The organism is Anaerobacillus sp. CMMVII, assembly GCF_025377685.1.
In the GTDB taxonomy this organism is placed as follows: domain Bacteria; phylum Bacillota; class Bacilli; order Bacillales; family Anaerobacillaceae; genus Anaerobacillus.
The window spans coordinates 41223-54762 of the sequence record NZ_JACEHK010000003.1; the positions used below are offsets into that span (position 1 = coordinate 41223).

Annotated in this window: 12 protein-coding genes; 11 read left to right on the top strand and 1 reads right to left on the bottom strand. The window is 35.2% G+C overall.

The genetic code is table 11. The features are described from left to right. A complete protein-coding gene (locus H1D32_RS07535) occupies positions 1-213 on the bottom strand; it encodes a DUF1659 domain-containing protein (protein WP_261177659.1) in 213 nt (70 codons plus the stop codon). Positions 214-396: 183 nt separating this feature from the next. Between H1D32_RS07535 and H1D32_RS07540 the strand changes: the two genes are divergently transcribed. The 11 genes from H1D32_RS07540 to H1D32_RS07590 all read left to right on the top strand — a co-directional run bounded on the left by H1D32_RS07540 (position 397) and on the right by H1D32_RS07590 (position 13175). Then, positions 397-702 (top strand): DUF7686 domain-containing protein, encoded by a 306-nt coding sequence (locus H1D32_RS07540; RefSeq protein ID WP_261177660.1) that lies wholly within the window; start codon positions 397-399, stop codon positions 700-702. 55 nt (positions 703-757) lie between these two features. Beyond that, on the top strand, positions 758-907 hold the full coding sequence (locus H1D32_RS07545) for a DUF7713 domain-containing protein (RefSeq protein WP_261177661.1): 150 nt from the start codon (positions 758-760) through the stop codon (positions 905-907). Positions 908-996: 89 nt separating this feature from the next. Next, a complete protein-coding gene (locus tag H1D32_RS07550; protein ID WP_261177662.1) occupies positions 997-1494 on the top strand; it encodes a hypothetical protein in 498 nt (165 codons plus the stop codon). A 259-nt stretch (positions 1495-1753) separates the two neighbouring features. Continuing rightward, positions 1754-3478: a methyl-accepting chemotaxis protein gene (locus H1D32_RS07555; RefSeq protein WP_261177663.1), complete on the top strand. Its 1725-nt coding sequence runs from the start codon at positions 1754-1756 to the stop codon at positions 3476-3478. A 1429-nt stretch (positions 3479-4907) separates the two neighbouring features. Then, positions 4908-5279, top strand: coding sequence for a hypothetical protein (locus H1D32_RS07560; protein WP_261177664.1), 372 nt, complete (start codon positions 4908-4910; stop codon positions 5277-5279). A 14-nt stretch (positions 5280-5293) separates the two neighbouring features. Next, positions 5294-6076: a dynamin family protein gene (locus tag H1D32_RS07565; protein ID WP_261177665.1), complete on the top strand. Its 783-nt coding sequence runs from the start codon at positions 5294-5296 to the stop codon at positions 6074-6076. A gap of 2 nt (positions 6077-6078) precedes the next feature. Beyond that, entirely contained in the window at positions 6079-8382 is a 2304-nt protein-coding gene (locus H1D32_RS07570; RefSeq protein ID WP_261177666.1) for a dynamin family protein, read from the top strand. Beyond that, positions 8369-8953, top strand: coding sequence for a hypothetical protein (locus tag H1D32_RS07575; RefSeq protein WP_261177667.1), 585 nt, complete (start codon positions 8369-8371; stop codon positions 8951-8953). Before H1D32_RS07570 ends, H1D32_RS07575 begins: the two co-directional genes overlap by 14 nt. Positions 8954-8971: 18 nt before the next feature. Further along, positions 8972-12223 carry an ATP-binding protein gene (locus H1D32_RS07580; RefSeq protein WP_261177668.1) on the top strand — a complete coding sequence of 1084 codons (3252 nt, stop codon included), beginning with the start codon at positions 8972-8974 and terminating at the stop codon, positions 12221-12223. After that, positions 12220-12783, top strand: coding sequence for an HNH/ENDO VII family nuclease (locus tag H1D32_RS07585; protein WP_261177670.1), 564 nt, complete (start codon positions 12220-12222; stop codon positions 12781-12783). Before H1D32_RS07580 ends, H1D32_RS07585 begins: the two co-directional genes overlap by 4 nt. After that, entirely contained in the window at positions 12780-13175 is a 396-nt protein-coding gene (locus H1D32_RS07590) for an SMI1/KNR4 family protein (protein ID WP_261177671.1), read from the top strand. Before H1D32_RS07585 ends, H1D32_RS07590 begins: the two co-directional genes overlap by 4 nt. Positions 13176-13540 lie beyond the last annotated feature (365 nt).

Sequence of the window (13540 nt, forward strand, 5' to 3'; positions counted from 1 at the left end):
TTAGTTGAAGATATCGTACTGGTTGTTTCGTGTAATAGTTTCAAGAGTGTACTGCTGTAGCGAAGCTAATGCTTGAGCTGCGCGCTTCAGTTGTTCGCTTGTGGCTGTGTTGTCAACATTCGGGAAGGTCTTCGTTTTGAAGATTTCCTTGCCTTCACCATCAACACCGCCATAAAAGTGTAAAGTTAAACGTGTTTGTAAGATGTTTTCCATGCTTATCACCTCCTTCACTATATAAATACATCGAAAGTGGAAAAAGGGGGACAAGCGACCTCTATTAAGTTGGAAGTTGTATTATACTGATGTTTTGATATTTTTATTTTTAGGAAAGATTGTTTCCAAAAGTGTGAGAAAAGGCATGACGTGTGAAACTTGTAAAAGATAAGAAGCAAGCCAATGATGAAGTGCAGGAGGTTATGCTTAGATTGCTACAACAATCTAATGTCTGTAATACTGAATGTGAAGTTAGCTCTTCCCACGGGATCTTTTTCGCTTACCGATTATGTAGGGGTTAGAAGAGAATTTACTATTAGACGAAGACTTGATCCAGTAGGTATCTTTATTGAAGCAGAGGAAAATAAGGAATTTGGCTATAAATTTGCTGTTCATGGTGAATTGGCCTGCAATCAAAGGGTATTAACTCAACAGTTACTAGAAAAAAGTGAAGCATGGGATAACTACGTCCTATGTCACAATAAATAAGTTTCCGAATGGACAACAAGTAGAAACTATTAAAAATGATAAAATAATTGGAAGGTTGGACTATGATGAAGCTAACGAAGATAAGCCATTAGTTAGTATTGATGGAAAGCCTTATACATGGGAACAATTGGGGCAAATGGTAAGAGCTTATGAAGGTTTTCAGATACAGGTGAAAATGGCTGATATGACGGATGATGTAGAGTAGTGGCAGCTATTTTTGAAGTTCAAACTACAAATGAAAAGAGGGTACACATGCCGGTAGCTTATGAGAATTTTAGAGGAGAGACCTATTTTTTGCATAGTAAGAAAACCAAAAAAGGAAATACGACCTTTCATTTCTCTAAACAATCAAAAGGTGCAGCTGATATTGAGGATATTCCAAAGGGATTTGAAATCTATGAAGAGCCTAATGGGAAAGTGTATTTGAAAAAGAAAATCAAACAGTACATAGATGCTAAAGAGATCGAGATTATCCAAAACGGTATAGAAAAATACTCTGAAATAGAAGATTTTAAACTAGATATTAAGAAGGATATTGTTTATATATATACAGTAGATAACTCATTTGCAAATGGATTAATCCCAAAGCACCTATTAAATAAATATAAACAATATGATACACAATTACGTTTTGTTTTAATCGACGAAGATGAACGCATATTTGAGGTAGAAAGATTCTGCTATTTAGGTAGCGTTGATGACTGGATCACTCTAGATAGATCCACAAACTTAGAAAAACTAGTTCAAGATTACACCCATCACCTAGGAAAAGAGTCCTTTTACTTGTTTTAGGGAAGCATGGGGACGGTTCTGGTGCTTCCTAATAGTTTATCACAGCAATGCTATTCAAAAGAAACCAGGTAAAGGATTCAAGGTCCTAAACCTGGTTTTTTTGAAAAGGGGTGCTATCACCACGCAGTACTCTAAGTTGAAATAATTTTTAATTTAACTGTATTGAGTATAGAAGAAATTATTGGTAAAGTATATTTACTCTTATTTAAAAAACATATTAAATAGTAATAACACTAAATTAGGCGGGGGAAAGATTAAATTGAAAAGTATTCAAACTAAGTTAACGGTGTTTTTTTCAATTGTTTTTATTATCATAGTTTCAGTATTAGGATTTTTATTTTTTAACAATTCAGAAGAAGTAGTTGAATATTCTTTGGGGCTACAAGCAAAAACAATTGCCGAAAGTGCTGTAAGAACTATAGATGTGGAACGTTTTGGAGATGTATTAACTGAGGGTGAAAACTCAGAATACTATTATGAATTAAGGGCTAAATTAAATGAACTTAGAGAAATGACTGGGCTTACATATTTATATACGATGACTAAAGTTTATAGTGAAAATGGAGAAGAATTTACTTATGTTGTTGATGGTATGCCTCTTGGCGATCCTAATGCTTCAAACTTTGGTGAAATTGAAACCATAGAAGACTTTCCTATCGTAATAGATGTTTATAATACAGGTGAAGGAATGTTTGGTGAAGTTACGTTTTCCGACGAGTGGGGAACGTTAGTTTATGCCTATGCACCGATTAAAAATCAACATGGAGATATTATTGGAGTAGTTGGAGCAGATTTTGATGTTTCTAATGTAGTTAATCTGTTATCAGAAAGTAAAGCCAAAGCTATATTATTGACTATTTTTGCCTCTATATTATCCGTATTAATACTTTATGTTGTAACTAGCTTTCTAGTAAAACCGCTTAAAATTTTACAAGATCAGGTTAAGTTAGTTACACAAGGGGATTTAACTGTTACATTTAAAGCGAAAGAGAGAAAAGATGAAATAGGAAGTCTTGCCATTGCTTTTCAACAGATGGTTCAAGAAATGAATTCAATGATAAAAAGTATCAATACTAGCACTCAAACACTGCATGATACTTCTAAAACTTTAAGTAGCAACTTCCAAAATACGTTGTTTAGAAACGAGCAGATCATTGGTGAAATGAACCAGGTAAGTAATGGGGCAAAAACTACTGTTTTAAGTTCGGAAGAAAGCTTTCAAGCTATCAGTGAGCTAACAGAAGGTGTCCAGCATATTGCTGCAACTGCAACAGACGTTATTAACGCATCACAGTTAACGGTAGATGATGCTAATCTAGGCATTCGTTCTATAGAACAAGTATCATCTCAAATGGATTTGGTCTATGATTCTGTTCAAGGCTCAAAGGCACTGGTGAATAATTTATCCGTATTTTCTTCAGAAATTAGCAATATTGTTAAAGTAATTTCTCAAATTGCTTCACAAACAAACTTACTAGCTTTAAATGCAGCAATTGAAGCGGCTAGAGCAGGTGAATATGGGCGAGGTTTTGCAGTTGTAGCTGATGAAGTTAGGATACTAGCAGAGGAAACAACCAGTTCCTTAAAAGGTATAGAGAACATTGTAAATAATATACAGTTAGAAACAACAAATTCTGTACAAAATATGGATGAAGTTTTTGCGGAAGTAGAAAATAGTGTGAAATTATTAAATGAATCAGTTGAAGTATTTAATAAGATAAAACACTCAGCCCTCCATGTAGTAAATCAGGTTGATTTGTTCAATGCTACAGCCCAGCAAATGTCAGCTGGTACAGAAGAAGTACAGGCTTCTTTCGAAGAAATGTCTTCAATTGCTAAAAAAGCAGAGAAACAAGTGTACAACGTTTCTACTTCTATAGAAAAGCATACTTTGGATATCACTAATATTCAGTCTTTTTCGGAAAACCTACTAAAAGTTGCTACAGAACTTCAAGATCAAGTAAATAAATTTAAAATAGATTGAGAAGCGTGGGGACGGTTCTGCTGCTTCCAAATGGTGAGGAGGGGAAACCGTCACTGTGACAACTCGAGATTTGTCGAAGATTGTAGGTTAAATAATGTAGTAGAATGATAGTTAAGGGAAGAGCAAAACATAAAGCGGATGGGCGGTTGACCATCTCCGAAGAGAGGTGGTAGTGATGGTGACTTTTGAAGCAGTGCATATGGCAATTCAACTTTGTGTGTTATTTGTAATAACAATAACAGCGATTGTAGCAACAATCACACTGGTCACCAATAGAAAGAGAAATACCACTCCCTATAAAAAGTATTTTATAGAAAACCTTTTATAAAGGTCCTCTATAGGATACTTTTTTTACGTCCAATGGAATAGGCGGTTATTTCTCTTTAACCTTTAAATTTCAAGTGGTCAGCCGCTCTTCATGCGGCATGTGTTGCATTGACTGGGCGCTCCAGAGCCTGGTCACTTTTATTCTGTATAATTTCTACATTAAGTATTTGCTACTTCATCTGGTAACTAGTTTTCTATATTAGAAGCGCCAGAACCGTCCGGGACGGCTGAAAAAGTCCAACTATTTTCAAATGAAAAATGTTGAAAGAAAAATGAGCTCCTAAAATCGCTTCTAAGCAACGTTTGTTATAGGGGTAGACATTTATGTCCCCCCTAAAGAGAGTTTTTTTAGAAAGTGACTACTTTTCCACTGGTCCCAGACGGTTCTCGTGCTTCCCAAATAGACGCCCCATAGCTAAATTGGTGGTTGACCATTTCCTGAAGGGAGATGCAAACATGGTGACTTTTGAAGCAGTGAATATGGCAATTAAACTTTGTATGTTATGTATTATTTTATTTTAGAGTACCAAAGAAGCCGTGAGTGAAAGTCTCTCTACAGGCTTGCTTTGTGGTTGTGACTAGTAATGGCCAAATTTAATCAAACGCTTGATTAAAACTAGACATAATTGAAAAAGAACATGTGGGAAGGCGCTTATAAAATTAGTGCCTATTATTTTAGTAGATATCAGTGTGTAAACAGTATACAAATCGGATTATAGAATTTGCTTGATTTTGTTAGGAGTTTAATGCTCTTGCTCCATATTTGCAGGAAAAGTATCTCGCTTTTTCTAGTGTTTTTTCTTGAAGCACGTGGCCGGTTCTTTTGCTTCATCAGGTTTCTAACTTTCTAAATATGGAAGCACCAGAACCGTCCCCGCGCTTTGCTACAATTTCTAACAAAGAAACAAAGCATCGACAAATAGTGACATGTTTCTTGTAAATTGTTTAGTAAAATAGTAATAGACAAAAAGGCTTAGTGGGAAACTTAGTAAAGTCGTATGACTAAAAGATTATAAGTCTATCAATACCACGGTCCAGGGATAGTAGTCGGAATGGTCATAAGGGATAGTAAACATCTTAGAAGGAGATAATAGATTGGTAGGTGATTCCACTGATAGAAGAAAGTAAAAGTTATAAAGAAAATTGGCTTTCCATTTTATACTATTTTGCTAAAAAATACTCAACAGATTTCAGGATATCTAGGAAGTTAATTAAAGAATATGCATCTAGTATTTTCAATGAGCCAATTGATGAAATGAAGTTTATTAATCAGAAATATATACAGTTGAAGAGAAATAAGTTTTATATCCATCGATATAAAGAATATGAGAATGAATTGCCGATCTTGGTTAAGAAATTTGTAATTTATCCTAAGCGACCTGAAAAATTAACAAATGAATTAAACCAACTTTTGGGACTAAGCGGATTTGCTGTAACGTCGTCAATGAGTGGGCAACAAAAGAAAAGAGAATAATCGTTACAGCTACGATGAGTGCTGGAAAATCAACATTAATTAATGCACTTATAGGTAGGAAAATAATGGCAACTAAAAACGAATCATGTACGGCAAGAACATATGAAATCATAGAGGATGCAAAGGCAAAGGATGTCATCTGTGATTTTTTGGATAAGCGGCTTGCATTGAAGAAGGATATAGCTACCATTCTACATAATGAAAATAATCCCAACCTTAAAATTCTGAGTAACATGTATCATTTAAGAGATAACTCCCTTTGGGAATTAATTGATACACCGGGAATCAACTCTTCTGTTGACCCCGAACATAAACGAATTACGCATGAAATGATTCAAACAAATGATTTTGATTTCCTACTTTATGTGATGAACGGGAATCATTTAGGAAGCAATGATGATTTAGAACATTTAGAATTCGTGAGAGATCACGTAGATCATTCCAAAATGATTTTTATCATTAATAAAGTTGATCAATTTCGAAAAGAGCAAGACTCGATTGAAACAAGTGTTCATAAAGTGGTTGAACAACTCAAAGATTTAAAGTTTAAGGATCCTAAAGTTTTTCCTCTTTCAGCCTATGCGGCTTATTTATTTAAGATTGAATTATTAGGACAAGCCATCGATGAAGATGAAGAGGATGAATTAAGCCTGTATAAAAGAAAGTTTAATCGTAAGGAGTGGGATTTATCTCGGTTTGGAAACCTCCCACAACTTCGACTTATAGAAAAAGAAAATGTATTAAGGCAATGTGGTATAGCAAATTTAGAAGCCGAACTAGTAGGAGAGGGCGCATAATTATGGCAGAGATTTTTATTAAATATAATCCGTACAAACTTGAGACGATCGTTCGTATTGATGGCGAACGAGTAGCAGATAATAGTGAATTGAATGTTGGAGACAAACGCTTACAAGAGTGGGTAGAAGACCTACCGATGTTGTTACAAGAAGAGTGTAATGAGGATAGTTTTTATTTAACATTTCAAGGAACGTTAATGGACTTTGAAGATTTACAAGAGTCTGTTGAAGAAGCAAAGGCAAAAGGAATTATGATTAATTTAACCCATATTCCAGCAAAAGAAGTCGCACATATGGAACTAGCGATTGAAGAAGTTTTTGATGAAATTATCCATGGTCCAATTGATGAATTAAAAACAAAAGACCTACAAGATGCTTTTAAGAAAGCATTAAATAGTGAATTTGAAATAACAGTTGTTGCAACGATGAGTGCTGGAAAATCAACATTAATTAATGCATTACTGCAACGTAAGATTATGCCTTCGAGTCAAGAAGCATGTACAGCAACAATTGCTAGAATTAAAGATACAGATGATCAAGAATTCTATGCAGTTGCTTATGATGAACATGGTAATAAAATTACAAGTGTCAATGATGTAAAACTAGAAGATATGGCAAGTTTAAATGCAGATGAAAAAGTATCTACAATCCATATAGAAGGAGATATACCATTTACATCTAATGAGGAAATGTCCCTAGTATTAATTGATACACCAGGACCAAACAATTCTCGTAACGAAAATCATTTGAAAACAACTTTTAAGAACTTAGATGAGTCTTCTAAAGCATTGGTATTATACATTCTAAATGCGACACAATTAGGTGTTAATGATGATTCTAAACTACTTGATGCTGTAGCAAACAGTATGAAAGTGGGAGGGAAACAATCAAAAGATCGTTATTTATTTGTTGTAAATAAAATTGATAATTTCCGAAAAGGCGATGATGACGTACAACAGTCTTTAGAGAAAGTTCGTAAATATCTGGGAGATCGTGATATTCATAATCCAAATTTATTCCCCGCAGCGGCACTTCCTGCATTGGATATCCGAGAACTAATGAAAAACTCGGATACGATTGATGAGGATTTAGAAGATGAGATCTTAATGACTGCCCGCAAACTAAATCGTAATCAACAGTTACATTTAGAGAACTATGCGACATTGACGTACAGTACGAAAAAGAAAATTTTCGACCGTTTAGACCAAGTTGGTGATAACGATATAATGAATTTAGAAACGGCTTTAATTCACTCAGGGATCCCAGCGATTGAGGAAACAATTAAATTGTACGTTGAAAAATATGCGCGTACAGCAAAAATTAAAAATGTTGTTGATACGTTCCATAAAAAACTAGAAAGTTCGAGAGCATTTGAAGAAACAAAAAATGCAATTGCAAAGAATACCGAAAAGCACGAACAAATTCGTCATCAAATTGCCATGATTGAAGAAAAGTTGAATTCTGGTGAAGAGGCGAAGAAATTTAAAGGGAAAATCGATGTGTTGGATATTATGCCTGAAGTGAAGGATGAAACGAAAAAGGTATTACGTCAACAGCAAAAGGAAATGGATAAGTTTTTAACAGGTACAATCGACCAAGAATTTACGCGTCATGAGGCGGAAACCTTTATCAATAACTTGTCTAATCATGCAAATCAATCCCAAGCGAAACTAGCAACGGAGTTAGAAAAACTAATTGATACCAAATTAGTTAAAACAGCGATGCATTTATTAGAAGAGTATAAAAATAAGATTGTAAGTTTAATTGATGGTTTAGAAACAGAGGAAATTTTCCTTGAACCTTTCCAATTAATTTCTTCTGAGATCGACTTCTCACAAGAGAAAAGTCGTATCATGGAAGCAGCTAAATATACCGAGCGTGTGAAGGTTGGAGAAAAGCAAATTCGCAATAGTGAGAGACAGGGTTTTTTTGGATTCCTTAAATTCTGGAAACCAAAATATGTGACTGAAGATGTATACGAAAATCGCGAGAAAATTAAAGCGCAAGTAATTGCAGATGAATATGTCGTGTTAATTCAGGAACATGAACGTACCCTTGCGAAATCAATCGAACTACATGCGAAAGAAGAACTGAAAAAATTGAAGTTTGATTATAATCGCAAATTCGAAACAGTAGACCAATTATTACGTGATAAATTAAATGAACTAACACAATTCACAGAGGATGCGGATACGGTTCAACTATTAATTGAAGTATCGAAACAAAAACTAGAATGGCTTGAAAAGATTGAAAGAAAAGTAAACAATATCATTGAGATTGAGGAGGTAGCTTATGCTTTCAAATAAGTTTAAGGAAGCTGTAATGGCTCGAGATATTACTCGTGTCAGACTGATGATGAAAAATAGTTTAACAATGGATGTTACATTTCGACAGTTTCAAGAAATGTTAGATTATGCGGCATCAATTCCAGGTTTAATAGAACCTCATGATGGTACTAAATTCGAAGGGAAAACAAGTTGGAATGAAGATTATGCTAGTGATATAAAAGTAGATTTGATCGACAATTTCTCATCTGAACGTATTGCTCATGTTAAAGAAGTTCAGCGCTTTGTATACGCAGATAAATTAGCAGTTGAAGAAAACTTTGCAGTACCAGGAGTACAATCAGTACCATCGTCATCAACTAGACAGTCGGTATATCGTGATACTAATTATCAAAGAATGAGCAGTAATTCTCAAACGTCTCGAAAAAATGACAGTAGAACAATGATTACTTTAATTACGACTATAGGAGTTGCAGCTGCGTCGATTTTATTCGGGGTATTAAGAAATGCAACCATTGTTAAATTTGCAGGTGCTACAGTTATCGCAACTTGTGTCATTGGTGGGATTACCTATTATTTAGTAAAAAAATAGTGAAGGAATGTATTCGATATGTCTCAACTCCAATTAGAGGAAACTTTGAAAACAGATCTCGTCATGCCTAAATTCAAAACCTTTCAAGAGCAGGTAAGTACTGCTTTTGAAGTAGTAGATGATGTTGTTCTTAAAAATTATATTTCGAAATTAGAACAGATGAATATTGTACCGTTAGACCAACATCTAGTAGAAAAAAATCTAGCGAAATCGGTACGAATGTTTAAGATTAATGAGATTGTTTATGCAAAAGACGAGGATGCCACGTATAAATTATCAAGTGTTTTAAATGCAGGGGCAGTAACAGAAAGTTCAGTTTTTATCTTAGTAGATAGTGATGGAACAAAAGTGGACTTCTATATGGGAATTCGTTCCTTAAATGAAAATAAGAGTACAAAAACATCCTATGATACTCTGAAAAATGCGATGAATGGTCACTTTCCGGGAATTAAAACGGAAAATGTGCTAAAAGATGAGATAGAAGAAGTCCTAAATGGAATCGGTTCGAATGCTGTATCCATAGTTACTGGAGTAGCAAATTACAAGGATAGTGGATTGCAGAACAATCAATCTTTCATTCAAGGTTTAGAAAAGCTTGCTCTAACCATGCAAGGGGAAGTTTTCACTGGGGTTATTTTGGCGAATCCGACGAATACGAACCAATTAATAGAGGTAAGAAAGCAATACGAAAATATTTATTCAATGCTTTCTCCATTAGCAACAACCCAAGTTTCTTATGGAGTAAATGAATCTACTAATAAAACCAAAACGTATACTGAAGGGAGTACAGAAGGTACGACTCATACTGAAAATGAGTCGTCTACAGATACAGTTGGATCTTCAGAAACTGCTAATACATCAACTAATCATTCAAAGAATACAGGTAAAAGTAGTGCTGGTAAAACAGCTGCTGGTGCGTTAACGTTTGCTGGTGCTCTTGTAGGAAGTGTGGTACCTGGAGTAGGCACGATGATTGGAGGAGCAATTGGAGGAGCAATCGGTGGCCTTGCTGGTACGGCAATCGCTTCCTTCACACATGAGACAGTGAGTACAACTACTGGGACATCGACTACAAATAATACTAGTATGGCTACAACTACTGGCAAGTCAGAAGCAGTTTCGCACACAACGAGTGAAAGTCAATCAGATGCTTTCGGGACAACAAGTGGAAATACAGAATCTATACAACTTACACAACATAATAAAACGATTCAAAGTTACTTGAGTAAAATTGATCAACAATTAGAACGACTTCAAGAATTTGAGAGTTTAGGTATGTGGGAGTGTGCTGCGTATTTTATGTCTGATACACCGTATGCCGCCGATATTGCTGCAGCTACTTACAAATCTCTCATGCAAGGAGAGAATACAGGAGTAGAAATATCTCATATATCTAGTTGGTCTGGAAATAGGCATGAAACTCAAGAAATCCAGAATTATGTTAAAAACTTCATACATCCCGTGTTCACATACAGTAATAATGGAATTGAATGGCCAATCATGCCAACATCTCTAGTAAGTGGGAAAGAATTAGCGATTCATATGAGTTTACCTCGTAAATCGATAAATGGATTCCCTGTGATTGAACATGCGGAATTTGCCCAAGAAGTTGTCACTTATCGTGAAACAGAAGGACGCAATATTAATTTAGGTTCTATCTACAATATGGGGCAACCTACAAATTCGCGCGTGAAAATTGATTTACAAAGTCTTTCGATGCATACACTTATTACGGGTTCAACAGGTTCTGGTAAATCAAATACTGTCTATGAGATTCTCCTACAATTAAAAAATCAAGGTATAAACTTTTTAGTGATTGAGCCTGCAAAAGGTGAGTATAAACATGTTTTTGGACATGGGTTAGATGTAACGGTTTTAGGAACGAATCCTAAAAAATCTACCTTGTTAAAAATCAATCCATTTTCATTCCCTGAAGATATTCACGTCCTAGAACATATTGATCGATTGGTTGAAATTTTTAATGTGTGTTGGCCAATGTATGCTGCAATGCCGGCTATTTTAAAAGAAGCAATTATCCATGCGTATGAACAATGTGGCTGGGATTTAGAAAACTCAGTAAACGAACATGAAGATTGCATTCCTACATTCAAAGACATTTTAAATAGTTTAGAAGAGGTCATACAAAAATCTGCGTATGATGCGGAGACAAAAGGAAATTACACAGGATCCCTGGTGACACGTGTAAAATCATTAACAAATGGCATAAACGGTCAAATTTTTTGTTCAAAAGAATTAGATAATCAGCTTCTATTTGATCAAAATGTCATTGTTGATTTAAGCAGAGTAGGTTCTTCAGAAACGAAATCGTTAATTATGGGAATTCTCGTCATGCGTTTAAGTGAGTACCGAATGGCGAATGCGAATGGGATGAATGAACCATTGAAGCACGTAACCGTATTAGAAGAAGCGCATAATATTTTAAAAAAAACAAGCACAGAACAACAAGGTGAAAGCTCAAATGTATTAGGTAAATCTGTAGAAATGCTTTCTAATGCAATAGCTGAAATGCGAACATTTGGCGAAGGCTTTATTATTGCCGATCAATCACCGAGTATGTTAGACATGTCAGCAGTCCGCAATACGAATACGAAAATAATTATGCGTTTACCTGATGAAACGGATCGCCGTTTAATCGGAAAATCAGCTGGTATGAAGGACGAGCAATTAGATGAAATTATTAAATTGCCACAAGGTGTATCTGTTGTGTTCCAAAATGATTGGGTTGCACCAGTGTTATGTAAAATCAATTATTTTAACCAAGGTTCAAGAATATACGAAGAAGTTAATCTTGAACAAACAATAAGTACCCATGAGAAGAAGAAGAGTGTCATTAAATTCTTATTACAAAAGCGTGTGCGTGATGCTGTTGTTGAAGAGCAAGAAAAGCTATCTCATATCGCTGAGGGAATGACGCTATCATCAAAGATGAAGCATACCATTCAAAAAGCAGTTCATGATGAATCTTATCAAAGTAAATTATTTGAAAAAGATATGTTTGGCGAATTATCAAAAGTAGTGTATGAGCTATTGGATGGGAAAACAAATGTCTCAAAATTTGTGAGGGAAAGTCATAATATTAAGGACTTAAATCGATATTTATATGAGTTCATCGAAAAACAAATTCCTGGATTATCCCACGAATATAAAATGGCAACGATTCAATGTTTGTTACATACGGACGGAAACTTGAACAAACGTGAAATCTATGATTCTTGGATAGAAGCGGTACGGGGAGGAGGAATCAAATGATTGAGCTAGTAAAAACAGTAGAAATATTATCAGTTGAAATAGCTGATAAGGATAAGTGGCATAAGATTTATAAGGAAGTACCGTTGGATGATTCCTCTATTGGAGAATTACAAGAAGGAAAAGAGTGGGAGATAAAAGAGGGTACCAAAGAATTTAAAACGTTAGACGAAGCATTAGATGAGGCATCAGAAGAAGAAAAAGCTATTTATGATGAGGCGAATCTAGAAAAAGGGGAAGTAAATGGACGGGAAGTCCTTCAACGTACGGATATTGACTATGATGCAGTGGACAGTCTAGGGCGGACAAATTTAGAAAGAATGCAAAAAGGCTTGCCGCCACTAGTTGAAGGAAAACCCATAGAGCTACATCATATTGGTCAAAAATCAGACTCTCCACTAGCGGAATTAACTGTTGAAGAGCATAGAGGGCAAGGCAATGACGGCATATTACATGATAAAACGGTTGAATCTGATATAGACCGTCAAGAATTTAAAAAAGAACGAGAAGACCATTGGAAAGAGCGTGCTGCACAAGTCTTAGAAGAGAGAGGTAATGGATGATGGATGTATTAAATATCTTAAATAACGCTGACATTACGACAGTAGGCCCGGTAGACGAGGAAGTAATTGCACAAGCGGAAAAAGATTTACAGGTTGCTTTTCCTAAGTCTTATAAAGAAATCATTAAACAATACGGTGTAATCTCCGCAGGAACAGATGAGATTTTTGGTTTAGGTGTGAGTGGTTATTTGAATGTCGTCGTATCTACAAAAGAAGAACGTACCTTAGCAAATGGAGAATTGGATAAGTATGTTGTTATCCAAAATTTAGGGATTGAAGGTATCTTAATTGTAGTAGACGAAAATGATAATGTTTTTGAATATGCAAACGGAGTGTTTACAAATTTATTTAGTACCACAGAAGAATATATTAAAAGTCAAATCTTGAAGTAAGAAGAAGCGTGGGGACGGTTCTGTTGCTTCCTCTTGGATAATCACCACAGCTATTCTATGATTACAAAAGAAACCAGGTAGGGGACTCTCTGGTTTCTTTGTTATGCCTATATTTCAATGTTTCTTTGACTCTTCACCGAATGTAAAACCCTGTTATAAGATCACTGCTAACTGAGTTACAGTTAGTTAAGAAGATCAAGCTTCTCTTCCAATTTTATAGAGTAAAAACAACGTAATCATCACCAAGAACCCGTATTATTGATAAGAGGAAGCCGCATTTCCAACTTCATTAATTGCTGTCTAAATAAGCGGAACCTTTGAGGTTACCACCGTAGAATAGGGTTTATTAAATACTCTGATCACCT

Coding starts and splice junctions, on each gene's coding strand:
- H1D32_RS07575 (WP_261177667.1), top strand. CDS start 8,369: ATGCTTTCAAATAAGTTTAAGGAAGCTGTAATGGCTCGAGATATTACT.
- H1D32_RS07585 (WP_261177670.1), top strand. CDS start 12,220: ATGATTGAGCTAGTAAAAACAGTAGAAATATTATCAGTTGAAATAGCT.
- H1D32_RS07570 (WP_261177666.1), top strand. CDS start 6,079: ATGGCAGAGATTTTTATTAAATATAATCCGTACAAACTTGAGACGATC.
- H1D32_RS07540 (WP_261177660.1), top strand. CDS start 397: ATGATGAAGTGCAGGAGGTTATGCTTAGATTGCTACAACAATCTAATG.
- H1D32_RS07565 (WP_261177665.1), top strand. CDS start 5,294: ATGAGTGCTGGAAAATCAACATTAATTAATGCACTTATAGGTAGGAAA.
- H1D32_RS07535 (WP_261177659.1), bottom strand. CDS start 213: ATGGAAAACATCTTACAAACACGTTTAACTTTACACTTTTATGGCGGT.
- H1D32_RS07580 (WP_261177668.1), top strand. CDS start 8,972: ATGTCTCAACTCCAATTAGAGGAAACTTTGAAAACAGATCTCGTCATG.
- H1D32_RS07590 (WP_261177671.1), top strand. CDS start 12,780: ATGATGGATGTATTAAATATCTTAAATAACGCTGACATTACGACAGTA.